This window comes from Ursidibacter sp. B-7004-1, assembly GCF_053654055.1.
Window position 1 is genome coordinate 59,147 of sequence record NZ_JBSIUP010000009.1, and the last position, 24,934, is coordinate 84,080.

The 24,934-nt window shown below is 38.2% G+C and carries 19 protein-coding genes, 1 pseudogene and 1 riboswitch; of the genes and pseudogenes, 12 read left to right on the top strand and 8 right to left on the bottom strand.

Annotated elements, in window-relative coordinates; all coding sequences use genetic code 11:
• Window positions 1-81: 81 nt before the first annotated feature.
• A complete protein-coding gene (gene recB / locus ACWIW0_RS04635; RefSeq protein WP_454452395.1) occupies window positions 82-3,702 on the bottom strand; it encodes an exodeoxyribonuclease V subunit beta in 3,621 nt (1,206 codons plus the stop codon).
• 134 nt (window positions 3,703-3,836) lie between these two features.
• On the opposite strand from recB, the gene rep reads away from it, so the two are divergent.
• On the top strand, window positions 3,837-5,858 hold the full coding sequence (gene rep, locus ACWIW0_RS04640; RefSeq protein ID WP_454452396.1) for a DNA helicase Rep: 2,022 nt from the start codon (window positions 3,837-3,839) through the stop codon (window positions 5,856-5,858).
• Between the two features lie 12 nt (window positions 5,859-5,870).
• Here the strand turns inward: rep and ACWIW0_RS04645 are convergent, their stop codons facing one another.
• Window positions 5,871-6,440 (bottom strand): anthranilate synthase component II, encoded by a 570-nt coding sequence (locus tag ACWIW0_RS04645; RefSeq protein ID WP_454452397.1) that lies wholly within the window; start codon window positions 6,438-6,440, stop codon window positions 5,871-5,873.
• A complete protein-coding gene (gene rmuC / locus ACWIW0_RS04650) occupies window positions 6,440-8,065 on the bottom strand; it encodes a DNA recombination protein RmuC (protein WP_454452398.1) in 1,626 nt (541 codons plus the stop codon). The genes ACWIW0_RS04645 and rmuC overlap by 1 nt, the downstream gene beginning before the upstream one ends.
• A 490-nt stretch (window positions 8,066-8,555) precedes the next feature.
• Here rmuC and ACWIW0_RS04655 point away from each other — a divergent pair, with 490 nt between their 5' ends.
• Window positions 8,556-9,692, top strand: a complete 1,137-nt coding sequence (locus tag ACWIW0_RS04655) for an RNA-guided endonuclease InsQ/TnpB family protein (RefSeq protein ID WP_454452399.1) — start codon at window positions 8,556-8,558, stop codon at window positions 9,690-9,692.
• Window positions 9,693-9,900: 208 nt separating this feature from the next.
• On the opposite strand, the gene ACWIW0_RS04660 is transcribed toward ACWIW0_RS04655, so the two are convergent.
• The gene (locus ACWIW0_RS04660) at window positions 9,901-11,328 is read right to left on the bottom strand and encodes a surface lipoprotein assembly modifier (RefSeq protein WP_454452400.1); all 1,428 of its coding nucleotides are present in this window, start codon (window positions 11,326-11,328) and stop codon (window positions 9,901-9,903) included.
• A 118-nt stretch (window positions 11,329-11,446) separates the two neighbouring features.
• Window positions 11,447-12,673 carry a hypothetical protein gene (locus ACWIW0_RS04665; RefSeq protein WP_454452401.1) on the bottom strand — a complete coding sequence of 409 codons (1,227 nt, stop codon included), beginning with the start codon at window positions 12,671-12,673 and terminating at the stop codon, window positions 11,447-11,449.
• Between the two features lie 188 nt (window positions 12,674-12,861).
• Window positions 12,862-12,957: riboswitch (TPP riboswitch) on the top strand.
• 50 nt (window positions 12,958-13,007) lie between these two features.
• Here ACWIW0_RS04665 and thiB point away from each other — a divergent pair.
• Complete coding sequence (gene thiB, locus ACWIW0_RS04670; protein WP_454452402.1) at window positions 13,008-13,991, top strand: thiamine ABC transporter substrate binding subunit; 984 nt, start codon at window positions 13,008-13,010, stop codon at window positions 13,989-13,991.
• 101 nt (window positions 13,992-14,092) lie between these two features.
• Here thiB and kdsB read toward each other — a convergent pair whose 3' ends face one another.
• The 3 genes from kdsB to ACWIW0_RS04685 are packed head-to-tail and all read right to left on the bottom strand — an operon-like array spanning window position 14,093 to window position 16,006.
• Window positions 14,093-14,851, bottom strand: coding sequence for a 3-deoxy-manno-octulosonate cytidylyltransferase (gene kdsB / locus ACWIW0_RS04675; protein ID WP_454446436.1), 759 nt, complete (start codon window positions 14,849-14,851; stop codon window positions 14,093-14,095).
• 9 nt (window positions 14,852-14,860) lie between these two features.
• Window positions 14,861-15,427: an elongation factor P hydroxylase gene (locus tag ACWIW0_RS04680; protein ID WP_454443882.1), complete on the bottom strand. Its 567-nt coding sequence runs from the start codon at window positions 15,425-15,427 to the stop codon at window positions 14,861-14,863.
• Between the two features lie 15 nt (window positions 15,428-15,442).
• The gene (locus ACWIW0_RS04685) at window positions 15,443-16,006 is read right to left on the bottom strand and encodes a nitroreductase family protein (protein ID WP_454452403.1); all 564 of its coding nucleotides are present in this window, start codon (window positions 16,004-16,006) and stop codon (window positions 15,443-15,445) included.
• Between the two features lie 118 nt (window positions 16,007-16,124).
• Here ACWIW0_RS04685 and sppA point away from each other — a divergent pair, with 118 nt between their 5' ends.
• The 9 genes and pseudogenes from sppA to pgsA all read left to right on the top strand — a co-directional run bounded on the left by sppA (window position 16,125) and on the right by pgsA (window position 24,870).
• Window positions 16,125-17,990 (top strand): signal peptide peptidase SppA, encoded by a 1,866-nt coding sequence (gene sppA, locus ACWIW0_RS04690; RefSeq protein ID WP_454452411.1) that lies wholly within the window; start codon window positions 16,125-16,127, stop codon window positions 17,988-17,990.
• Between the two features lie 187 nt (window positions 17,991-18,177).
• Entirely contained in the window at window positions 18,178-19,164 is a 987-nt protein-coding gene (locus ACWIW0_RS04695; protein ID WP_454452404.1) for a RodZ domain-containing protein, read from the top strand.
• Window positions 19,165-19,166: 2 nt separating this feature from the next.
• Window positions 19,167-20,276: a flavodoxin-dependent (E)-4-hydroxy-3-methylbut-2-enyl-diphosphate synthase gene (gene ispG / locus ACWIW0_RS04700; RefSeq protein WP_454446440.1), complete on the top strand. Its 1,110-nt coding sequence runs from the start codon at window positions 19,167-19,169 to the stop codon at window positions 20,274-20,276.
• A gap of 21 nt (window positions 20,277-20,297) precedes the next feature.
• Window positions 20,298-21,287, top strand: coding sequence for a 2-hydroxyacid dehydrogenase (locus ACWIW0_RS04705; RefSeq protein ID WP_454452405.1), 990 nt, complete (start codon window positions 20,298-20,300; stop codon window positions 21,285-21,287).
• Between the two features lie 67 nt (window positions 21,288-21,354).
• Window positions 21,355-22,629 carry a histidine--tRNA ligase gene (gene hisS, locus ACWIW0_RS04710; protein ID WP_454452406.1) on the top strand — a complete coding sequence of 425 codons (1,275 nt, stop codon included), beginning with the start codon at window positions 21,355-21,357 and terminating at the stop codon, window positions 22,627-22,629.
• A 23-nt stretch (window positions 22,630-22,652) separates the two neighbouring features.
• Window positions 22,653-23,270, top strand: a complete 618-nt coding sequence (locus ACWIW0_RS04715; RefSeq protein WP_454452407.1) for a YfgM family protein — start codon at window positions 22,653-22,655, stop codon at window positions 23,268-23,270.
• A gap of 57 nt (window positions 23,271-23,327) precedes the next feature.
• Entirely contained in the window at window positions 23,328-24,020 is a 693-nt protein-coding gene (gene pnuC / locus ACWIW0_RS04720; RefSeq protein WP_454452408.1) for a nicotinamide riboside transporter PnuC, read from the top strand.
• A gap of 11 nt (window positions 24,021-24,031) precedes the next feature.
• A pseudogene (locus ACWIW0_RS04725) lies at window positions 24,032-24,127 on the top strand (transposase); the annotation flags it as partial.
• A 194-nt stretch (window positions 24,128-24,321) separates the two neighbouring features.
• Complete coding sequence (gene pgsA, locus ACWIW0_RS04730) at window positions 24,322-24,870, top strand: CDP-diacylglycerol--glycerol-3-phosphate 3-phosphatidyltransferase (protein WP_454452409.1); 549 nt, start codon at window positions 24,322-24,324, stop codon at window positions 24,868-24,870.
• Window positions 24,871-24,934 lie beyond the last annotated feature (64 nt).

Sequence of the window (24,934 nt, forward strand, 5' to 3'; positions counted from 1 at the left end):
TAAAGCAACCTAAAATAATGATGTAATAGGCCAATAGAATCCCCTAGATTTACTAAGCGAATCTAGGGGATTTTCATTAGATTAGTCAAATAGCTCATCTAAAGCAGAAATTAACGCCATACTCGGCTTATCAAAAAACACGCCATTTTGAGTTGCTTCATTCATTGCTCTAAGAAAGAGATAAGCCACGCCGCCAAAATCTCGCTGATAGTCGTAGTTTTTGCCTAAACGAGAGTGTAAATAACGGTGGAAAGCTAGGGTGTAAAGTAAATACTGTAAATCATAACGGAACTGTATCATTGTTTTTGCAAGGCGGTCTTGGGTGTAATCTTGTTCAAATATACCTAAGAAGTTCGATTTGTAATCCAGTAGATAGTACTTTCCTTGATGCTCCACAATACAGTCAATAAAGCCACGCACAAAGCCTTCTAATTGGGGGAGTTGCAAGTCGGGTAAATGCTCAAAAGGGCTGTGCTGTTTAAGTAATATATTTAACTTAGGTAACGCAGTTTTATTCCGCAAGCGTAAGTAGAATTGCCATTCATTCAAGCGTTTTTGTACTGGAATATCCGATAATTTGAATAGTTGATCGCCAAATGGCGTATTTAGCACTTGTGTTAGCCATTGTTGTGTTGGTTCAATCCATTCGGCTGATAAATTTAGCTGTTCACATAGTGTTTGAATGCTTTCAATATCAATAGGTTGAGTAAAATCTAGCAATTCAAAATAGCGGTGTAACAAATTACCCACTTTAGTGCTGTGTGGGAATTGATACGGGCTGAAAGTTTGCTCTGCTGTTTGTTCTATACCCGTTTCATCAAATGATATATCAGGCACAGTGGTACTATCGTAATCTAATGCGTCATCAGATAATCTCACAAGCGGTAGTTTTTGCTCTCTATTTTGCAAACGTTCATTTTGGGCTTGAAGAGCTGTAAAACTGGTAATTAAGCCACTTTCGTTAATTTTGGTCTTAAATTCTCGAGCCTGTGGCGTGGTAGATTGTGTTTCCTCTGTTTTAGTCCACTTCGTTACTTCGCTCAATTCATTTAACTTGATGATATTTTTCAGAATACCTTTACGAGCCAAGCATTCTTCGGTTTTAGTGTCTTTGCTGATATTTCCATCTGTCAGTACATAGTGCATTGCACTCCAACTTGCTGTCCACTCATCAGGTAGCATTAGATGAAGTTGATATTTTGCACGAGTGAGTGCTACATAGAGTAAGCGAAGATCTTCCGCATATTCTTCCTTATTGCGTAAATTTTTGATGTCGTCATCTTGGTTGCCAAGTAACCAGTGTTGTTTGTCTTGGTTGCGATAAATAGCAAGGGAAGGACTATTCGCCCCTTTATTCGTTTTACCTAAAAATGGTAGCCACACCACAGGGTATTCCAACCCTTTGGATTTATGAATTGTGATGATTTTGATCAGATCATCTTCACTTTCTAAACGAAGAATTTGTTCATCATTCGCATCAGGTTCTTCAATCTGTTGAGCAAACCAACGTAATAAGCTAGATTCATTTTCAGCGGTTTCCATTCTCTCTTGTAATAATTCGGCTAAATGGAGCATATTGGTAATACGGCGATCTGCATTTATACCCATTCTTACTCGTTCAAGCAGTTGTTGAATATAAAGTTGATGTAACATCGGCAGAATGCCTTGTTGTTGCCAAATTTGCTGATAGTGAATGAAGGATTCTACGCAATTATCCCAACGCTCTTCAGAATGTTTCAGTTGGTAAATCTCATTGGAATCTAGCCCCCACAAACCACAGCCAATCGCAGCCAATACAGATCTTTGATGTAATGGATTTAAACAAGCGGTAAGAATGAGCAATAAATCTTTTGCTTCTTGAGTTTTATAAACAGAAGATCTTTCCGATAAAAACACCGATTGAATATTACGTTTTGCGAGTGCTTGTTGTAGTTGGGCTGCATCGGAATGAGAGCGGACTAAAATCGCAATATCTTTCGGTGCTAAGGCTCGAGAATTGAACGTGATTTGTTCGTTGCCTTGTTCATCTGGTATGCGTTTTTCTTCGCTCACAAATAGTTGTCCTTGTTGCGCGGCAATCAACTGCTTGACTATCTGTTCCGCACACTGTTCAGCCACTTCACATTTTTTCGGGTGGAGATAAAAATTGATGGCGTGTTGCCCTTCACATAAATGACTTTTTGTTTCTTCGCTTTCTACGGGTAAAAATGCAATTTCAGGATAAATAAACGGAGAACAGTATTCCGTTGATTTAAAAAGAAATAGTTGATTTACAAAATCCACCACTTCAGGCAGAGAACGCCAGTTTTTCGGTAGCGTAAATTTTTCGCTGACTTGTTGAGATGCGTCTAAATAAGAAAAAATATCCGCCCCACGAAATTTATAGATCGACTGCTTTGGATCGCCAATCATAATAAAACCACTTGGTTTTTCTGACATCATAAAAATCTGTTTAAAGATCTGATATTGAATTTGATCGGTATCTTGCGATTCATCGATCATCGCAAAAGTGTATTGTTGGCGGATTTTCTCAGCAAGTTGTTTACCATTTTCACCATATAAAGCGTGATAGAAATAGTGCAACATATCGGCAAAGTTTTTCTGCGAATGGCTGTTTTTAAATGCCTGTAATTTTTGATTTAAGTGATTGAAATAGCGGTAGAGCAGTTTTGTTTTAATCTCGTTTTGCGTGTTAGCAAATGACTGCTGATAGGTCGAAATCATCTCATCAATCGCAAGAAAATGTGCATTTTCAGGGGTATCTGCCCCTTTACTGGTTTTTTCAGCCAAATGAGATTGCGAAAAATATTTTAATTCGGTAGGGAAATCTAAACTTTCGCTATTCGCCCACTGATCAAGAATTGGAAGCCATTTATTTAATAAGCTATCTTCCTTGTAACTTCGCCCATCAAGTACTTTAATTTGCCCTTGTTGTTGCAAGGCTAAAATCTGCTGAATAGGGGAAATAATCTCATTGTGGTTTTCTTGCCAATAACTTTTACAATTTGCAATAAATTGAGCTAAAGTCTCCGCTTGTGCAACATAATCGGAGCTTAAAAATGCTTGTTGTTCTGGGGTAAGCTCTGGTAGCAAGCCTGATAAAAGATGTTTTACATTTTTTAATGCCGAATTTGGGCTAATTAGCAGTTCTGCGACTAATTTAGTTTCTTGCAAATCACTGGTATAAAAAAGCTCTCGCCACGTTTCTTCACTTAAACGTCTTAATAATTCTGATTCATCGGTTTGTAAATCAATATCAAAACGTACGCCTGAGTCAAACGCAAACTGAAAGAGCATTTTTTGGCAAAAGCTATCAATAGTAAAAATACTGGCAAGATCGATATCTTGTTCTGCGACTTTTAAACGTAGTAGGGCTTCTTGCTTATTGTGTTGAACTTGTTCATAAAGTTGAACAAAGAAAGGTTCTTTGGAAAAGATATAGCTTGTTTTTTTAGATTCGGGATTACGCACTATTTCAGCAAATTTCCCTAAATTTTTACGAATACGATCTCTTAATTCTTGCGTTGCCGCTTTGGTAAAAGTTACCACCAAAATTTGCTCCACCATTAGTGGCTCACAACCTACTCCAAGCAATAATCGTAAATATAGATTTGCCATTGTGTAGGTTTTGCCTGTACCTGCGGAGGCTGCAATTAAACAAGAACGATCAAGGGGTAATGAAATAGGATTAAGTGTTTGCATAGTATCTAAAAAACAAAGTGAACAATGTGCTAAATTTTACCACTCAAATTGCAAGCGGTCAGTTTTATTCGACAATTTGCAAAAAATCACTACAATCTCACCGCTTATAATAGTTAAAAAGAAAGGGTAATAAGATGAAACTAAATGCTCAACAACAACAAGCGGTAGAATATACTACAGGGGCTTGCCTTGTATTAGCGGGGGCAGGATCGGGCAAAACAAGGGTTATCATCAATAAAATTGCACATCTTATTGCCCATTGCGGTTATTCACCAAAACAGATTGCAGCCGTTACCTTTACCAATAAAGCTGCTCGTGAAATGCGAGAACGAGTGGCACATTCTATCGGTAAAGAAAAGAGCAAAGGGCTAACCATTTCTACCTTCCATACACTTGGGTTTGAAATTCTCAAACGTGAGCATAAGTTACTTGGCTATAAATCAGGAATGACGCTGTTTGATGAACACGATCAAATCGCATTGCTCAAACATCTTTTGCCAGAAACGGTAACAGAAGATAAAGAACTACTGAAACAGCTAGTAAATACCATATCCAACTGGAAAAATGATCTGCTTTCGCCTGAACAAGTTGTTGGGGTTGCCAGTAGTGATCGTGAACGTGTATTTTCCCATTTCTATCAACAATACCAAAATCAACTCAAGGCTTATAATGCGTTAGATTTCGATGATTTAATTATGTTGCCAACTTTGCTATTTCGCCAATTCCCCGAAGCGAAAGCCCGTTGGCAACAGAAAATTCGCTATTTGTTGGTTGATGAATATCAAGATACCAATACAAGCCAATATGAGCTAATAAAATTGATTGTGGGTGAGCAAGGGAATTTTACGGTTGTTGGCGATGATGACCAATCTATTTATTCTTGGCGAGGGGCAAAGCCTGAAAATATGGGGCGACTTCGCCACGATTTCCCACAATTAAAAGTGATCAAACTAGAACAAAACTATCGCTCTAGCCAACGTATTTTGCATTGTGCCAACATTTTGATTGATAACAACGATCACCTTTTTGAAAAAAGGCTCTTTTCACAGCTGGGAGAAGGCGAGAAATTAAATGTGATTGAAGCCAAAAATGAAGAGTTTGAGGCAGAGCGTATTGTAGGTGAGCTGATTGCTCATCGCTATTCTCGTAAAACCAAATATAAAGATTATGCAATTTTATATCGTGGCAATCATCAATCACGTTTATTAGAAAAATTGCTGATCCAAAACCGTATTCCCTACAAAATTTCTGGAGGAACATCGTTTTTCGCTAAAACAGAAATTAAAGATATGTTGGCGTATTTACGCTTGCTAGTGAACCAAGATGATGATGCGGCATTCTTACGTATTGTGAATACGCCTAAGCGAGAAATTGGAGCGGCTACGTTAGAAAAATTAGGGCAGTTAGCGAATGAAAAACAGGTTAGCCTATTTGAAGCAATTTTTGATTTTGAACTTATTCAACGTTTAACGCCAAAGCCTTATCAAGCCTTGCAGAATTTCGCTCGTTGGGTGGTTGAGCTTGCTGATCAAGCGGTAAGATCGGAGCCACAATCTGCAATTAAAGAGATGTTGGCACATATTCAGTATGAAACCTATCTCTATGAAACTGCCACCACACCAAAGGCTGCCGAAATGCAAAGTCGCAATGTACAAACACTGTTTGAGTGGGTACAAAAAATGTTGGACGGTGATGAAATCAATGAGCCGATGAGCTTGAACCAAGCTGTGACTAATCTCACTTTACGCGATATGATGGAGCGTTCAGAAGATGATGATGAGAGCGATCAAGTTCAGCTAATGACTTTGCACGCCTCAAAGGGGTTAGAATTTCCCCACGTTTTTTTAATTGGAATGGAAGAAGGTATTTTACCCCACCAAACAAGCATTGATGAAGATAACGTGGAAGAAGAGCGTCGTTTAGCCTATGTTGGTATTACTCGAGCTCAACAAACTTTAACTTTCTCTTTATGTAAAGAACGCCGCCAGTATGGTGAGATCATAAAGCCTGAAGTCAGCCGTTTTCTGCTTGAACTTCCCCAAGATGATCTGCAATGGGAACGCAATAAACCACCGCTTAGTGAACAACAAAAACAGCAAAAAACCGAAAGTAACATTGCCAATTTGCGAGCATTATTGATGGCGAATAAGAAATAAGTTTCTAAACAATTACTTTGGAGTGTTTAGCCAATTTCTTAAAATCTGTTCTCCATATTCGGTCATAAAAGATTCAGGGTGGAACTGTACGCCATAAATCGGTAACGAATGGTGCTTCATCGCCATTAATACACTTTGATCGCAAACAGAGGTTGCAACAAGCGGTGTGTTCTCAAGGGATTTTTGCAAAATTGCCCACGAATGATAAAGCCCAATATTAAACTGTTCGGGTAAATTCTCAAAAATTGGATTTGGTTCTTTTTGGATTAACGGACGTTGTTGCCCGTGGCGAACATTTTCTAAGTTATATAACGTCCCACCAAAAAATTCACAAATAGTTTGATGCCCTAAACAGACACCTAAAATAGATTTATGCTGATGGTAGCGTTCTAGCATTTCAAAAAGTTGTGGATAAGCTCTTGGCACGTCAGGACCGGGGGAGATCATAATATGGCTGAATTCTTCAACATCATCTAAATTTAATTGCTCAACAGAAATGACTTGACTCTCTACGTTCATTTTGCGTAGTAAATCAACCAAATTAAAGGTGAAAGAGTCGTGGTTATCAATGATTAACAACATTATTTTTGATCCTGTTCGCTGTTTTCTACTTTATCAATAATTAAACCTAAACGAGTAGTGTCCCAGTCATTTGCCAGTAATTCAACTTGAGGCAATGTTTGACTAGCTTTCGTTGAAAGTTGTTGGAAACGCTCCACCTTACCAACTAACCCTTGTTTACCGACTAAAGACGTAACTGTCTGATTATACTGGTTGCTTGCGGTGGTTAGCGTATTCCCAAGTTTAGCTAAACGCTCGGCAATGACACATACTTGATTATAAATATCCCCTGCTTTTTCACTGATTTCTCGAGCTTCAGCATTACCACGCTCAATTCGCCATAAGTTTGCAACAGTGCGTAAAATTGGCATTAGGGTTGTGTGCGACACAAGAATAACATTTTTTTCATAGCCATAATTGAATAATTGCGGATCGTGCTTCATCGCTTCAATATAGGCAGGCTCAATCGGCACAAACATCAATACAAAATCAGGGCTTTTAATCCCAATTAAGCTACTATAATTTTTCTTCGATAGCCCATCAATATGCTGACGCAATGAGCGGCAATGCTCATCTAAGGCTTTATGAATTGCAAAATTATCTTCAGAACGCACCGCTTGATCATAAGCAACAAGGGAAACCTTGCTATCTAAGATAAGATGCTTATTATCAGGTAATTTCACCACAAAATCAGGTGCGAAACGTTTGCCTTCATCATCACGATAACTTTCTTGAGCAAGATAATGCTCCCCAGCCAGTAAACCTGCTGATTGCAAAGCACTTTCTAGCTGAATTTCTCCCCAGTTTCCTGCAACTTTATTATTACCTTTCAAAGCAGTAGTTAGATTTTGGGCTTCTTGCGACATTGATAGCCCTATTTCAAGTACACGTTTAATTTCGGCTTCTAAATTAGCATTGCCTTTGATCGATTCAGAATGGACTTCATTAACCCGTTTTTGAAAGCCTTCTATTTGCTCTTTAAACGGTTTTAAGAGTAAGTCCAATGCGTTTTTATTGCTTTCAGAAAATGATTTACTTTTCTCATCTAAAATTTGTTGTGCTAAATGCTGAAATTCCACATTTAACTGCTGGCGAACTTCTAAGAATTGCTGTTGTTGGCTTTCAAAATTTGCCTGTTTTTCATTTAATGTGGTGCGTAACTCTGCTAGTTCTTGCTGAGATTGAGTAAGTTGAGCATAAAGCCCCTGCATTTCTCTCTCTTTATGATTGCACTGATTTTGACTATGTTGAAGTTGTTCTTCTAAACTTTCTGCTTTAGTATGAGCAGAACCAATACGTTCTTTTAACTCATTGATATAACGTTCCAACTGATTTTCTGCATTTTCCGCTTGTTCAATTTTCTGCTGTAATTGGGCAATTAAGTGATCCCGCTCCAATAAACGCTCTTGGCTACTTTCAAATCGAGTTTGTTGTTGAATAGCCCATTGTTCTAATTGATTTTTTTCAGCTAAGAGTGATTGATGCTGACTTGAAATCTGTTCAAGTTGTTGTTGAGATTGACTCAGATCTTGCTGTAATTCAATGCGATCTCGTTGATAACGAGTGTTCGAAAAAAACAGAAATAAACATAATACGATTAAACATAGAATGGCAATATACAGCCAAATTTGATCAATATGAGGCATTAGCGTTATCTAAAATACTGTAAAAAATTATAGGTATTTTACACATTAAATAGGAGAGATTGAATACCAAGCGGTAGGTTTTTACCTAAATTGTGCCGAAAAACTCCGTCCTTCAGGGCGGAGATGTAAGGCACAAACGGCATAGCCGTTTCAGATTATTGACAAAGTCTTTTTTCATTCGGACGCACTCAGTGAGTCCCTACAAGAAAAATTATAACTGATTGAAAAATAACAAATTTTATTTTGTTGTGTAGGGACACACTGCGTGTGTCCGTTTATTGAATACAACAAATTAGGGTTTGTCATCAGTCTGAAACGGCATAGCCGTTTCAAACCTAACCAATCGGGTGTTTGCTGTTGCTCAATGTATTGGCGAATAATTGAACGGTGTGTCTAATTAAAAGCACAATGTCTGCCGTGTCTAATTTCAGTTTCTTTTTTCATAGACCAAGTGTAGAATTTGGTAAAAATCACATTCTAAACCTTGTCAATGCAACTACGCAAAGCTTTTAAGTTCGAGATAATGCCAAACGGCGAGCAAATCCGCAGAATTAAACAGTTCTGTGGCTGTTCTCGTTTTGTGTTCAATCGAGCATTGGCTTGGCAGAGTGAGCAGTACGAACAAGATAAAACATTTAAATTTAGCTATTTGAAACTCACTGCATTGCTTCCACAATGGAAAAAAGAGCTACTTTGGCTCAAAGAGTGCCATTCTCAAGTACTTCAACAGTCGTTAAAAGATCTTGAAAGTGCGTTCAAAAACTTCTTCCAACAGCGTGCAGATTTCCCGAAATTCAAGAAAAAAGGCTTGAAAGAGAGTTTTCGCTTTCCGCAAGGTTGTAAATTAGAGCAACAAAATAACCGCTTATATCTCCCGAAAATCGGCTGGGTTCGCTATCGCAACAGTCGTGATGTCGTAGGCGAGATTAAAAACGTAACTGTGAGCCAAAAGTGCGGTCGTTTTTTTGTCAGTATTCAAACCGAATTTGAATACGAAATTCCAACCCACAAAGGCGGAGAAATTGGTATTGATATGGGGGTTGTACGTTTTGCGACACTTTCAAGCGGTGAGTTTTTTGAACCGTTAAACGCTTTTAAAACCGACAAAGGCAAATTAGCAAAACTGCAACGCCAACTTAAAAACAAGGTTAAATTTAGCCAAAACTGGCAGAAATTAAAGGCGAAAATCGCTAAACTACACCACAAAATTGCCAACTGTCGCAAAGACTTTTTGCATCAAACTTCAAGCCAAATCAGCAAAAACCACGCAATGATCTACGTTGAAGATTTGCAGGTATCAAATATGTCCAAATCAGCCAAAGGTACGGCGGAAGCACACGGCAAAAATGTGGCAGCCAAATCAGGCTTGAACCGAGCGATATTAGATCAATCTTGGTTCGAGTTCCGCCGTCAGTTGGACTACAAAACGCAATGGCAAGGTGGTTTTTTAGTGGCTGTTCCGCCGCAAAATACCAGTCGAATTTGCCCTTGTTGCGGTCACACCGCAAAGGAAAATCGCCAAACACAAGCCAATTTTGAGTGCGTAGAATGTGGCTACACAGAAAACGCAGATGTGGTTGGCGCATTAAACGTGTTGGAGCGAGGGCGAGCAATCGTCCAAGCGTAAAATATCAAGGCAGATAATAATATCAGGGCAGGACGTGTCCATAGCGCTTGTGAAGTGAACCGCACTAGCGGTCAGCAACAAGAACCCACCGAGAGTAACCCACGCAAAGCGTGGGAGCTAGTAGGAATCTCCGCCCTTTAGGGCGGGGAGGACGTCAAATTGATATTGTATTTTGAACCTAACCGCAAATGGATATTGATATTGAAACCTAAAACCTCGTTTCAAAAATCAGGTTGATATTTTTATCGGTATAAGAATAAAGTGTCGATAAATTACTACGGTTTTTACGCCACGAAAATTGTAATTTAGGTGTAATACCGAATAAATGCCAATCTCGTTTCCACAAGGTTAAACTACTGCTCAATACGTTATCTTGACGGATTTTTCCTAAATTCAAGAACCCACCTAAAACTGCTACATCTTTATATTGTCGTTGTGAATAACTCAGATTCAAACGGCTAGATAGCCCCCACAATTGCCACTCTTGCCCCCAACCAAAACGTAGGCTTTTGGTGTCGGAGCTATACTGGCGAATTTGTGTTGTTTCTCGATTAAAATCCGTACCCAAATAGAAAAATTGTTGGGGCTTTGTTAGCCATAACAAGGTTGCAGAAACCAACTTACTGTAACCATTTTGCAATGGATTATCATAATAGCGGTGTTTGCCATATTCCATTGCTGTTGAGATTTGCCAATTAGGTGAAAGCCAGTGGTTAAATTCAGTGCGAATACCTTGAGTATTACGGTCTCGGGTATTACTTAACCAACGTTTTTCAAAGAAAGGGAGCACGCGGAAAGTGGACTTTTCCGTTTTATAGGCATAGCCAAGTAAGGTACGGTTTGTGATTTCATCATTATCACGACTATCCCAATAGAGTTTGCCATAGAGATCGTTCTCAAAAGCAAGATAATGTGCATTTACTATATTAAAATCACGAGATAAATCGGCACTATACGCCACACCATTGGCTTTTTTCGGAAGTAAACCTTTCCCTTTAACAAAGCCTGTGTTTTCAATTTCAGGACTATGAGAAGCGTTATTTACATTATCATCTTTAATATAGTAAGCCGTTGCCCCAAATTGCCAACTACTGCGTTTTTTTAAGGCAGCAAGATAAGCATCAATCAGCTGGGCGATTGGGATAGGGAGATTTTCCACACTTTTGGCTTTGTTAAATTGGTCTTCGGCAGCATTGTTTTGTTGAGCATTAAAGAGTGAAATAGCTAACTCAATCCGCACTGCATTTAGGTTGGGCTGTTGTGCGAGAATTTTGCGGTAAAAACGAATGGCTGTGGCATTATCATTATCAAGGCTAGCCAGTTTGCCTTGTGCGAAATCAATTAAAATAGGGTCGGTATTGGGTAAGGTTTGGTAAATTTCTAACAATACACGAATAGCCTGTTGGTTACGGGCAAACAGGGCATCACTCAATAATTTATGTGTGAGTTGTGGATTTTGTTTCAGTTGCTGTTCATTGATTTCAATAACGGGCTTAGTTGCACTTTCTGCTGGTAATACAGGGCTTGCTTGTGGGGCGGCTGGTTTAGCCACATTATGTAAATGTTGTTCTGTTTCATTTGGTGTGGCATTTAATGCGGTAGGCAAGCAGAATAAAGGCAAAAGGTATTTTTTCATAAAGGCTCTCGAAGATTTGTAGTTTGCAAAAAATCAGCCAAAACTGACCGCTTTTATCATTTTGAGTGAAAATAAAAGCCGATCTGTCGCAAAAGCAGATCGGCTTAGAGGCTAATAATTATTTAGCTTCTTTGATTCCACCGAAGGTGGCATAATAGCCTTTAGAATAGACTCTTCCTACAGCTTCATTTAATTCTGGCCCGTGGAATGAACCTTTATACATTGCTTCTTGACCACCTACTGTGGCATTACCGATAAATCCTAAACCATTACTATCATTGTAATTAATTTTTTCCCCATTAACTTGAACAGCCTCTGCATCTCGTATACCAAACTTTTCTAGAGAAGGATTTTGGCTTGAGGTCATATCTGTTTCTAATAGTGTAATTTTACCCATAAGCTTACTATCAATTTCACCAGAAACAGTGCTTTTATCTAATGTTTTAGCAAAATTTGCATTTAAAGTAACACTCCCATCGTGAACTAAATCATTGCGAAAGAAATTAAAGAGACCACCTTCTTTATATGCGATTACTGCACCTTTATAAGTTGCTGAGCCGTGTAATTTAGGATCAATTTCTTTAACGCCATTATTTATACTGCCAATTACATAATGTTCTTTATACTTAGAGTTTTTATCAAATGACGTATCTGCTCCAATAGACTGGAAAAGAGCGCCATTTTCATAGTCAAATATTCCATAACTAGAATATACTTGATTACCATATAAGTAGGTACCTTCTTGCGTAGTTCTTACAAAAATGCCTTGCTGATTACCATTAGATATTTTTTCTATATCAAACCATGTTGTGCCAGATGCATATCCTAGCTTCTCAATTCCAAAATGTCGCCAGTTGAATTTATCGACTTCTTTTTCACTTAGTTTGATAAATTCCCCACCTACCGTAACTTTACTATAGTCTGGTTTTGGCTGTTTAGCTGGTTTAGGCTGCTCAGCTGGTTTAGGTTGCTCAGCTGGTTTAGGTTGTTCAGCTGGTTTAGGTTGTTCAACTGGTTTAGGTTGTTCAATTGGTTTAGGTTGTTCAGCTGGTTTAGGTTGCTCAGCTGGTTTAGGTTGCTCAGTTGGTTTTGGTTGCTCAGCTGGTTTAGGTTGTTCAGCTGGTTTAGGTTGCTCAGCTGGTTTAGGTTGTTCAGCAGTGTTTGCTTGTTCAGTTGGGTTTGCTTGTTCAGTTGGGTTTGCTTGTTCAGCTGGTTTGACTTGCTCAGTTGGTTTAGTAACTTGAGTTGGGGCTTTTACATCAGATGAAGAATCATTTAATTTACAGCCAGTTACAGCCACAGTCACAAATAATGCAAGTGCAGAAATTTTAAATGTTGTATTCATAATGAATCCTTAATGAATATAAAGAAAACAGGTTGATTATTTTTGATGATGTTTTTGTATAAAAAACACAAAAACTTACCCATTCTAAAAAAAAAAAAATCAAGACCTGAAGAAAAAAATAGAAACTTTAATTTTTAGGGGAGTTTGTAAATTATTGTCTAAATCTTACCGCTTGTTGTAGAATATTTGCGTTCTCATTGGGGTGCTTTGGAAACAAGGCTGAGAAATACCCATAGAACCTGATCTGACTAATATCAGCGTAGGGATTTGAGACAGGAAAACTTGCACATCTTGTTTTAAATCCTTCTGTTTTCACAACGAGAAGGAACATTCAATGAAATTAACTCATCTTTTTGCACTTTCTACTCTTGCACTTTCTGTATCAGCGGTGGCTAATCAACCTGTTTTAACGGTTTATACCTACGATTCCTTTACATCTGAATGGGGACCTGCCCCTAAACTAGAAGGCTTATTTGAAAAACAATGCCAATGCGATCTGAAGTTTATGCCTTTTGAAGATGGGGTAACAATGTTTAACCGTATTCGCTTAGAAGGCAAAAAAACGAAAGCAGATGTAATGCTTGGCATTGATAACTTTGTGATGCCAGAAGCAGAAAAATCGGGCTTATTTGTACCGCATAAGCTAGGCAACACAAGCCTAGATTTACCAGAACAATGGACGGATAAAACCTTTGTCCCTTACGATTTCGGTGAATATGCCTTTATCTACAATAAACAAAAAGTGGCAAATCCGCCAAAGAGTTTAAAAGAATTGGTAGAACGCCAAGATCTTAAAGTGATTTATCAAGATCCTCGCACTAGTACTGTTGGGCGAGGCTTACTCTTTTGGGTAAATAGCGTGTATGGCGATAAGGCAGAAAAAGCGTGGCAAGATTTGGCGAAACATACGGTAACCGTTGGCAAAGGGTGGTCTGAAACTTACGGTGCATTTTTGAAGGGGGAATCAGATTTAGTGTTAAGTTATGCTACTTCGCCACTTTATCACCAATGGCACGAGCAAGATCAAAATTATGTTGCGGCTAACTTTGAAGAAGGGCATTTAGTACAAATTGAAGTAGCTGCTATAACGAAAACCAGTAAGCAACCTGAATTAGCTCGTCAGTTTTTGAGTTTCCTACAACAGCCAGAAGCTCAGAAAATTATTTCATTCCATAATGTAATGAAACCCGTTGTGAGTGAACAAGCAGATCCTGCTTTCAAAACATTACCAAAATATGAGAAATTAGCTTTCACTCAACCATCAAGTGAGACAGTAAAAAAATGGTTAGCAACTTGGCAGCAGGTTTTGAGTAAATAATAAAAAATGGCGGATTTTTATCCGCCAGATTAGTGATAATCTCAAAACATTTGCTACATAATACCGAATACTTATACTGTTCTCACCGCTTGGGGTTGATATTACTGCTCAGATAAAATCTGGCGTACTCGTTCTAGATCTTCGGCAGTATCTACCCCCACTTGTGGAGCTTCTTTTGCTAGTTCCAGATGAATTTTTTCTCCATACCACAATGCACGAAGCTGTTCTAGTGATTCTAATTGCTCAAGTTGAGTCGGTTTCCAAGCAACATATTGTTTTATAAATCCTGCTCGATAAGCATAGATACCAATGTGGCGTAGGTAGTTTTGTTGTTGAATAAATTGATCATCACAGTCTGCAAAATAATCACGAGCAAAGGGTATTGGTGCTCGAGAAAAGTAGAGTGCCATTCCCTGTTTATCCGTTAAGGTTTTTACTACATTTGGATTAAATAATTCCTCTTTTGTCGTCAGTTTAACGGCAAGAGTTGCCATATTGACTTGATGCTGATCGAGATTATTGGCGACTTGAGCCACAATCACTGGTGGAATTAACGGCTCATCGCCTTGAATATTGACAATAATTTCACTATCAGAGATTGCCATTTTCTCAATAACTTCCGCTAAACGCTCCGTTCCTGAATTATGTTTATCTGATGTTAAGCAAACTTCCCCCCCAAAAGTAGTAACTATTTGTGCGATTTCAGGGTGATCTGTTGCTACAATAATGCGTTCTGCTCCCGATAATTTTGCTTTTTCCCACACGTGTTGGATCATTGGCTTGCCTACAATATCTAATAGGGGTTTACGAGGTAAGCGAGTAGATGCATAGCGTGCTGGAATGATGACGGTAAAAGCCATTTTGAACTCCTAAATTTTAGCTAAATCAAAACGAGATAAATCAATACAATTTGGTGTGCCGTAGAATTGACAAAGAGCTTGGCGTAGCTGTTCTGCTCTTAATGGTAAACCTTTTTCTGCATAGGTTTGCACCTGTTGATAGACAGCTTGCTTAAATGCACTATTATCACCTGCATTGCCCGTTAAATTATCTGCACTAGCAAAATAACGAAAGTTAGCAGCAGTTGCTAAAATCCATTCAATCGCTTGCGGTTTGACTTCAACTTGCTCAAATTCTCGTTGCCGTTCTGCAGAACGTCCATCTGGTTCATACCAATAACCAAAATCTTCTAATTTTCGGCGTTCTTTGCCCGCAACGAGCCAATGAGCAATTTCGTGTAAAGCACTGCTATAAAACCCGTGAGCAAATAAGATCACATTATAAGGACGCTCACTTGGGGTATTATCTTCATCAATAAATTCAGGCAGATAAATAGGGTAATCCCCCCCACGCTCTAGTCGAGTATTGTAACTTTGACTAAAACAGCTATCAAAAATAGCAATCAAATCTTCGTATTTATGTTCGTCTTGATTCATTTTGGATTGTATGAGTTATTTTAAATAGTGAACAAAACCAGTAATATCTTCCGCTTGGCTGGCAAGGGTAATCTCGTTCTCTTCTTCAGGAGAACCGATCATCAATAAAGCAACAATTTTATCAAATTCTTGGCAGTTTAGTGCTTGGCGTAACGCACTACCATTTACCCATTTATTAGTAATCCAACAAGTTTCAAAACCAAGACTATTCGCAGCTAATTGAATGGCATAGGTTGCACAGCCTGCGGTAAGCATTTGCTCCCAAGCGGGGACTTTCGGTAAATCTTTGGTAATTTTAGCAACCACAGCAATAATCATTGGAGCCTGTGAACTAATTTTTTTAGCTTTTTTAACGCCATCTTCACCTAAATTGAACTCTTCTACGGCAGAATCTAAATATTGTCTGAAAGTCGCTAATTGTGCTTGTTCAATAACGAAAAATTGATAAGGTTTGAGATGTCCGTGATCTGGCACACGAAGTGCAGCTTTAAAGATAGCGTCTAACTGTTCTTTATTTGGTGCTTGAGTTCCAAACTTTTTGCTAGAACGGCGAAGTTGTAATAGATCTAAGGTATTCACTAGTATTCCTTGCTTGATTTATCAGGTAAAAATTTGTGTGAAGAATAGCACATTCTGTTAAATTCTGCCTGTTTTTGTGGTACTTTATATGGCAATTTTCCCTATTTCATCTATTGCTATGTTGTCAGTTTTAAAAAGTCTTTATCGAGTTTTCCGAATCTTTCGGGAATTTGTTATCAGCTTATTTTTCATTTTATTTGTACTAATCTGTTTTGCGATTGTCAGCTTGATGCAAAGCGATACTCAATCCACTAAACAAACTGTACCTTTTGATAAAGGGGCATTAATGCTCAATTTGGACGGTTATCTTGCTGATAACCACGATGAATTTGGCGATTTTCACCGCTTTCTACAATCTGAATTAGGTGGAGAAAGTGAGCCTGTCAAAATTTCGACTTTTGACGTAGTTAGGGTGATCAGAAAAGCAGCACAAGATGAGCGTGTTACAGGATTGGTATTAGATCTGAAATACTTTGAGGGTGGTGATCTCTCGTCCTTACAGTTTGTGGGTAAGCAACTTGAAGCATTTAAAGCCACGAATAAACCAATTATTGCAATTGGAGAATATTATTCGCAACAACAATACTATTTAGCCAGTTTTGCTAACAAAATTTATCTCAATAAAGTCGGATTTGTGGACTTACACGGGCTAAATTACTCTAATCTCTACTTCAAAACGTTATTTGAGAAAATTGAAGCTGTTCCACATATTTTCCGAGTAGGAACTTATAAATCTGCCGTAGAACCCTTTTTGCGTGATGATATGTCGCCAGAAGCTCGTCAAAATGCAACCTTGTGGCTCAACCAATTGTGGCAACAGTTTAGCCAACAAGTTGCTCAAAATCGTGAGATTGATACGAACTCCGTAGTGCCTGAACCGAAAGTGTATATTGACCAGTTTAAGCAAGTTAAAGGCGATGATGCACAATATGCTTTAAATCGTAAATTAGTTACTGAATTAGTTACGACTCAACAACTTAACCAAATTTTAATGGATACTTTTGGTGAAGATAGCGATAAAGTTTATCGTCATATTGATTTCTTTGACTATGTAGCATCATTAACGGATCGCTTTGATGTTACAGGTAAGAATAAAATTGCTGTCGTCAATGTAGAAGGGGAAATTACTTGGGGTGAGAGCGATGAAAGCTCCGCAGGTAGTGATACTATCGTAAAATTACTTCAACAAGCTCAAGATGATGACACAATTCAAGGTGTTATTTTACGCATCAATAGCCCAGGTGGAAGTGCAATGGCATCAGAGCTTATCCGCCAACAAGCCGAAGCCTTACAACAAGCAGGTAAGCCAGTGATTGCATCAATGGGAGGAATGGCGGCTTCGGGTGGGTACTGGATTGCCGCCACGAGCGATAAAATTATTGCAAGCCCAAGTACCTTAACAGGCTCCATTGGTATTTTTGGTTTAGCCGTTACGTTTGAAAAAACAGCTAAAAAATTGGGTATTAGTGAAGATGGTGTATCCACATCACCGCTAGCAAGCCAATCGGCATTAAAATCACTCCCGAAAGAGCAAGGCGAAGTAATCCAAATCAGTATTGAAAATGGTTATGATAGGTTCTTAGAGCTTGTTAGTCGTGGTCGCAAAATGGATAAAGCTACCGTAGATAAGGTTGCTCAAGGGCAAGTATGGCTAGGTACAAGTGCATTTGAGAAAGGTTTGGTCGATCAACTTGGTGATTTTGATGATGCTTATGCAATAATGGCTGAAATTATTAACCAAAAACGCCAAGCTGAAGGCAAACCAGCGATTGAAAAGTTTGAAACTCAGTGGCTAATTGAACACCAAGATGATTTTCTTAGCCAAATAATGCGAGATTTCAAAATGCAGAGTAAAGTATATATGGCTCGTTGGTTAAACTTACCATTTAGTGAGTCATTTTCACGCTCAAAAGATATACTAGAAAAATTGAATGACCCCAAACAAACTTATTTATATTGCTTGAACTGCGGTAGCGTTAAATAGTCAGAAATAAGCGGTTAGATTGTCAGATTTTTTTGTAAATTCTTACCACAATCAGACCGCTTATCTATTAAATATCACAGTGAAATTTACGCTTCTTACATTATGAAGATTGCAAAAAGAGTTATATCTCTTTAAACTTCCGACTAATTTTTTTATTTTAAATAAGCAACAATACGAGTATGTAACAATGACTGAAACGACCGAAATGCTCTCTTTAGGGCAAAAACTTAAAAATGCAAGGGAAGCATTAGACCTTTCTATTGAAGATATTGCGGTCAAAACGAATTTGAAAAAAAATCATATTGAGTCGCTAGAAAATGATATTTTCATTCTACAAAATGTGCCACCAGCATTTGTACGTGGTTATGTTCGTAATTATGTCCGTTTTTTACGTTTACCAGAAGAATTGGTTGGCACAGTCAATTACGGGGAAGTTACGATTCCAAATGAAATAAAACGCTCTACATCGAATATCCCAGTGAATAATCAAAAATCTCAAACACGTTGGGTAAAAACATTAACGTGGCTAGTTTTACTTTGTGCTGCAGGAATGACACTGGCTTGGTGGTGGCAAGAACACCAGAAAGAGAAAATAAGTAGCGATCAGCTTGTTAGCAACAATATTCCTGTAACGCCAGTAGCTCCAGTTACTGAAATATCTCCTGTTGCAACAGTAACACCAATGGTTGAAACACAATCAGAACCATCTTCAAATAGCGTTACTATCCAGCCTGCTGAAGTAACATCAACAGAAATAAAAGCAACAACAGCTGAAACACCACAAGCGGTAAGTTCTAGCGAAATGAATGCATCAGCAGAGAATACGCAAGTACCAGTTAATATTTTGCAACAAAATACATCTGAACAAGTTGCTGTGGTAGAACCAGTAAAAACGGAAGAAACTCTAGTAGAACAACCACAGTCAATAAGCAATGATGAATTACGCATTGAAATTACCAATGCTCAAAGTTGGATTACTGTGCGTGATGGCAAACGCAAGCGTTTAGCCGAGAAATTATATAATAGTGGTGAAGTACTAACATTTAACGGTAACGAACAATATAGTTTAACCGTTGGAGCCCCTGCTAATGTAAAAATCTATTACAAAGGGCAAGAAGTACCACTGAAAGTTGATGGGCGTGTTGCTCGTTTTAAATTACCTTTAGCGAATTAAAAATGTTAAAAGAACCACCTATTAAACGTCGTCAATCGACAAAAATTTATGTCGGGAATGTGCCTGTGGGGGGCGATGCACCGATAGCTGTACAATCAATGACCAATACTCGTACAACAGATGTAGAAGCAACAGTGGCACAAATTAAGGCCTTAGAGCGTGTCGGTGCGGATATTGTACGGGTTTCTGTACCGACAATGGACGCTGCAGAAGCCTTTAAATTGATTAAACAACAAGTAAATGTACCATTAGTTGCGGATATCCATTTTGATTATCGTATTGCACTTAAAGTTGCGGAATATGGCGTAGATTGTTTACGTATCAATCCAGGTAATATCGGTAAAGAAGAACGTATTCGTGCGGTTGTAGATTGTGCTAGAGATAAAAATATCCCTATTCGTATTGGGGTAAATGCGGGCTCTCTTGAAAAAGATATTCAGGAAAAATTTGGCGAGCCGACACCCGAAGCACTGTTGGAATCGGCACTTCGCCACGTTGAAATTTTAGATCGCCTGAACTTTGAACAATTTAAAGTCAGCGTAAAAGCCTCCGATGTCTTTTTAGCAGTGGAATCTTACCGCTTATTAGCAAAAGCGATTAAACAGCCAATCCACTTGGGTATTACAGAAGCAGGTGGTGCAAGAGCAGGTGCGGTAAAATCAGCTATTGGCTTAGGATTATTATTATCCGAAGGTATTGGAGATACATTGCGTGTTTCACTTGCGGCCGATCCCGTAGAAGAAATTAAAGTTGGCTTTGATATTCTCAAATCATTGCGTATTCGCTCTCGTGGTATTAACTTTATTGCCTGCCCGACTTGCTCTCGCCAAGAGTTTGATGTAATCGGCACAGTTAATGCCCTAGAACAACGTTTAGAAGATATTATTACTCCGATGGACGTATCCATTATCGGTTGTGTAGTAAATGGCCCTGGTGAAGCATTAGTGTCTGACTTAGGCGTTACGGGCAGTAATAAAATGAGTGGATATTATCTTGATGGTGTTCGTCAGAAAGAGCGTTTCGATAATGAGAAATTGATTGATCAACTCGAAGCCAAAATTCGTGCAAGAGTTGCTGAACAGCATAATCGTATTGAAATAAATCAAATTTAAGCAATATTTTAAGGAAGCAAAATGAAAGTCGCTGTTTTTAGTACCAAAAGCTATGATCGTAAATATCTAGAACAGGCAAACCAACAATATGGTTTTGAGCTGGAATTTTTTGATTTTATGCTCAATGAGCAGACGGTTAAGATGGCGGAAGGCTGTGAAGCTGTATGTATTTTTGTGAATGATGATGGTAGCTGCTCTGTTTTAACCAAATTAGCTGAGCAAGGCACTAAAATGATTGCTCTACGCTGTGCAGGGTTTAATAACGTTGATTTAGAAGCTGCGAAGGAATTAGGTTTACAGGTTGTAAGAGTACCCGCCTATTCACCTGAAGCAGTGGCGGAACATACTGTTGGGTTAATGATGACCTTAAACCGCCGTATTCATCGAGCGTATCAGCGGACGCGTGATGCTAACTTTTCTCTTGAAGGACTAATCGGTTTTAATATGCACGGACGAACCGTTGGTGTAATAGGGACAGGGAAAATCGGTATCGCCACAATGCGAATTTTAAAAGGGTTTGGAATGCAGATTTTGGCATTTGATCCATTTAAAAATCCTATCGCTGAAGAAATTGGTGCAACTTACGTTGAGCTAGATGAGCTTTATGCAAGATCTGATGTAATCACATTACATTGCCCAGCTACTCTAGAAAACTACCATCTTTTGAACAAAGAGAGCTTTGATAAAATGAAAGAAGGGGTAATGATCATCAATACTAGTCGTGGCTCGTTAATCAATACAACAGACGCAATTGAAGCCTTAAAACAGCGTAAAATTGGTGCTTTAGGTATGGACGTGTATGAAAATGAAAGAGAACTCTTTTTTGAAGATAAATCGAATGATGTTATTCTTGATGATGTTTTCCGCCGTATTTCATCTTGTCATAATGTCTTGCTGACAGGGCATCAAGCGTTCTTAACGGAAGAAGCCTTAATGAATATTTCAGATGTTACACTTTCAAATATTCAAACTTTATATACTCATACCCCTTGCATAAATCAAGTAAACTAACAGCCGCTATTTAACAAGCGGTAAGAAACATTAAATATTTTGCAAATAATAAAAATAGGAAAATAACGTGGCAAAAACAATTCAAGCAATTCGTGGAATGAATGATTGCTCGCCAACCGAAACACCTTTATGGCAGTGGGTTGAAGAGCAAATTAAAGAGACTTTAGCAAGCTATGGGTACAGCGAAATGCGTAGCCCAATCATTGAATCAACCGCACTTTTTGAACGTGGTGTGGGTGAAGCAACAGATATCGTTGAAAAAGAGATGTTTACCTTTGTGCGTGATGAAGAAAGCTTAACATTACGCCCAGAAGGTACTGCAGGTTGTGTGCGTGCAGCGATTGAACACGGTTGGATCTATAACCAAGAACAACGCTTGTGGTATATCGGGCCAATGTTTCGCTATGAACGTCCACAAAAAGGACGATATCGCCAATTTCACCAAGCGGGTGTAGAAATTTTTGGTATTCCGAATGCCGAAGCCGATGCAGAACTTATTCTCTTAACTGCTCGTTTATGGAAAAAATTAGGTATCGATCAGCACGTTAGCTTGCAACTAAATTCTATCGGTGGTTTAGAAGTTCGTACAAAATATCGTGAAGCCTTAGTCGCATTCTTACAAAACCATTTGGATATTCTTGACGAAGATTGTAAACGCCGCTTGCATACTAATCCAATGCGAATTTTAGATACAAAAAATCAAGCAATCCAAGAAGTACTGAATAACGCACCTAAACTACACGATTTCTTAGATGAAGAATCAAAAAATCACTTTGAAACGCTTTGCTCAATTTTAGATGCAATGGGAATTCGTTATGAAGTAAACCAAAAACTAGTTCGTGGTTTAGACTACTACAATAAAACCGTCTTTGAATGGGTAACCACAGCACTAGGTGCACAAGGCACAGTATGTGGTGGTGGACGTTATGATGGCTTAGTGGCTCAACTCGGTGGACATTCCACAGAAGGTGTTGGTTTTGCAATGGGATTAGAACGCTTGGTATTATTAGTTCAAGAAGTTAATCCAAATATTCAACTTGCTCGTCCTGTTGATGTTTACGTTGTTTATCAAGGTACAGGCACAACGGCAGCAGCCTTTAACTTGGCAGAAACATTACGTTCTGCATTACCACAATTACGCATTATGCAACACGCGAGTGGTGGTAATTTCAAAAAACAATTTAAACGAGCAGATAAATCAGGGGCGAAAATTGCACTAGTATTAGGCGAAAGCGAAGTCGAGAATAATAGTGTTGTGGTAAAAGATCTTTTCGGTGAAACAGAGCAGATCACGATTTCACAAACTGATGTGATTGCAGAATTAACTAAGCGTTTTGCATAACATTTCAATATAGGGAATAACAAATGAGCGAATATCTTAATAGTACAGAAGAACAACAATTTAATGAGGCAAAGAACTGGTTTAAACAAAATGGTACACCAATTTTATTGGCTATCTGTTTAGTTTCAGGTGCAACATTTGGTTGGAATTATTGGAAAAAACATCAAGTTGAAGTAGCTCAAAGTACATCAGCAACTTATCAACAAGTAATGGAAAGCTATTTGCAAGATCCAAGTAAAAACGCACCGCTTATAGAGAAGTTTATTACTGAAAATAAAGGTTCTTACGTTACTTTTGCTCAATTAGAACAAGCAAAACAGCTTGCTGAAAAAGGCGATTTTAATGCAGTAAAAAAACTATTAGAGCAAGCACTTACAAGCACAGATGATGCCACATTACATAATGTTATTCGTTTCCGCTTGGCTAATGTGGAATATCAACTTAAAAACTTCGATGATGCATTATCCGTACTAAGTAATGTGAAAGATAAAGCGTGGGAGCTACGCAAACAAATTTTAACTGGCGATATTTTAGTAGCAAAAGGTGATAAAGACGCTGCTAAAAGTGCCTATGAACAAGCTAAGGCTAATGCAAAAGCAGAAGAACAACTATTGATCGATGTACGTTTAAATAATTTATAAGTAAGAGAGGATTGTGGGAACACAATCCTCTGTTTTATTAAACTATAGGAGAAAAAAATGAAAGGTAATGAATTTATTCAACAACTTAAAACTGATTTATTTAGTGATTGGAAGCCCTTTGAAGTAATTTGGCTTTTCCTTTTTATTGCTGCACAGGTTGGAGTTTATATTCATACTCCTGATTCTGTCTTGGGAATGGTTGCTGGTATATCAGGGATTATTTGTAATGTCTTTGTTACTAAAGGAAAAATAAGTAATTACCTATTTGGTTTAATTTTTGCCTATAGCTATTTTTACGTTTCTTTAGGGCAAAATTTTCTTGGTGAAATGAATACAACACTATATGTTTATATTCCTGCTCAATTTATAGGGTATTTCCTATGGAAAGAAAATATGCAGAAATCGGGAAATAGTGAAGCTGTTATTGTAAAAGCCTTGAGCTTAAAAGGGTGGATCGCATTAGCCGCCTTTATTACAATCGGCACACTACTTTTTGTGCAAGCATTGAATGCAGCTGGAGGTAGCTCAACAGGTTTAGATGGCTTAACCACTATTATTGTTGTCGCAGCACAAGGTTTAATGTTATTACGTTATCGTGAACAATGGCTACTTTGGATTGTGCTAAACATTCTTTCTATCGTCCTTTGGGCAGAAAATCCTTCTATGTACATTATGTACTCAGCTTACTTATTAAACTCATTGTACGGTTACTATAACTGGATTAAGCTACAAAAAGGAATCTATTCTTGACATTGTACAACCCAAACATCCGCAAAAAACTTTGGGGTAATCAGCTTTGGTCGCCATCTTATTTTGCTGGCAATTGCGGTGGTGTACCAATTTCGATTATTCGCTAATACATTGAACAACAAATGCCCAATTAGTTAGCTTTGAAACGGCTACGCTGTTTGTGCCTTATATCTCCGTCCTGAAGGACGGAGTTTTACGGCAAGGAGCTTGATAAAAAATAAAGAAAAATAACCACTTGTACTTTCTTATTTTTAATCAATCTACTAGAATGCACACATTCCCATCAGCCTAAATAAGAATAATGAAACTTAATATCCCAACCTATTTAACAATTTTCCGAGTTGTACTCATTCCACTTTTTATTATTTCTTTTTATCTTCCTATTTCGTATTCAGCAGAAATCACGACCTTTATTTTTTTTATTGCGTGTGTAACAGACTGGTTTGATGGCTATTTAGCTCGTAAATGGAATCAAACTACACGTTTAGGAGCATTTTTAGACCCAGTGGCTGATAAGGTATTAGTTGCAGCTGCATTAGTTTGTGTTGTTGAACATTACCATACTTGGTGGATTACCATTCCTGCCATAGTGATGATTTCTCGTGAAATTATTATTTCTGCATTGCGTGAATGGATGGCTGAAATTGGTGAGCGAGCCAGTGTAGCGGTTTCTATTTGGGGTAAGGTTAAAACGACTGCACAAATGTTTGCACTGGGCGGTTTATTGTGGCGTCAGAGTTTCACAATGGAAGTTCTTGCGTTTATCCTACTTTATATTGCGGCGGTACTCACTATTTGGTCGATGCTACAATATTTGAAAGCCTCTAAAGGCAGTTTATTGAAATCATAGAAATGGTTGCTAATAAGCGGTATTATGTAGCAGTTGCACAAAATTGAAAAAACTCTCTCCCACA

Excerpts from the sequence above, each read along its gene's own strand:
- recB (WP_454452395.1), bottom strand. The coding sequence starts at position 3,702 with ATGCAAACACTTAATCCTATTTCATTACCCCTTGATCGTTCTTGTTTA.
- rep (WP_454452396.1), top strand. The coding sequence starts at position 3,837 with ATGAAACTAAATGCTCAACAACAACAAGCGGTAGAATATACTACAGGG.
- ACWIW0_RS04645 (WP_454452397.1), bottom strand. The coding sequence starts at position 6,440 with ATGTTGTTAATCATTGATAACCACGACTCTTTCACCTTTAATTTGGTT.
- rmuC (WP_454452398.1), bottom strand. The coding sequence starts at position 8,065 with ATGCCTCATATTGATCAAATTTGGCTGTATATTGCCATTCTATGTTTA.
- ACWIW0_RS04655 (WP_454452399.1), top strand. The coding sequence starts at position 8,556 with ATGCAACTACGCAAAGCTTTTAAGTTCGAGATAATGCCAAACGGCGAG.
- ACWIW0_RS04660 (WP_454452400.1), bottom strand. The coding sequence starts at position 11,328 with ATGAAAAAATACCTTTTGCCTTTATTCTGCTTGCCTACCGCATTAAAT.
- ACWIW0_RS04665 (WP_454452401.1), bottom strand. The coding sequence starts at position 12,673 with ATGAATACAACATTTAAAATTTCTGCACTTGCATTATTTGTGACTGTG.
- thiB (WP_454452402.1), top strand. The coding sequence starts at position 13,008 with ATGAAATTAACTCATCTTTTTGCACTTTCTACTCTTGCACTTTCTGTA.
- kdsB (WP_454446436.1), bottom strand. The coding sequence starts at position 14,851 with ATGGCTTTTACCGTCATCATTCCAGCACGCTATGCATCTACTCGCTTA.
- ACWIW0_RS04680 (WP_454443882.1), bottom strand. The coding sequence starts at position 15,427 with ATGAATCAAGACGAACATAAATACGAAGATTTGATTGCTATTTTTGAT.
- sppA (WP_454452411.1), top strand. The coding sequence starts at position 16,125 with ATGTTGTCAGTTTTAAAAAGTCTTTATCGAGTTTTCCGAATCTTTCGG.
- ACWIW0_RS04695 (WP_454452404.1), top strand. The coding sequence starts at position 18,178 with ATGACTGAAACGACCGAAATGCTCTCTTTAGGGCAAAAACTTAAAAAT.
- ispG (WP_454446440.1), top strand. The coding sequence starts at position 19,167 with ATGTTAAAAGAACCACCTATTAAACGTCGTCAATCGACAAAAATTTAT.
- ACWIW0_RS04705 (WP_454452405.1), top strand. The coding sequence starts at position 20,298 with ATGAAAGTCGCTGTTTTTAGTACCAAAAGCTATGATCGTAAATATCTA.
- ACWIW0_RS04715 (WP_454452407.1), top strand. The coding sequence starts at position 22,653 with ATGAGCGAATATCTTAATAGTACAGAAGAACAACAATTTAATGAGGCA.
- pnuC (WP_454452408.1), top strand. The coding sequence starts at position 23,328 with ATGAAAGGTAATGAATTTATTCAACAACTTAAAACTGATTTATTTAGT.
- pgsA (WP_454452409.1), top strand. The coding sequence starts at position 24,322 with ATGAAACTTAATATCCCAACCTATTTAACAATTTTCCGAGTTGTACTC.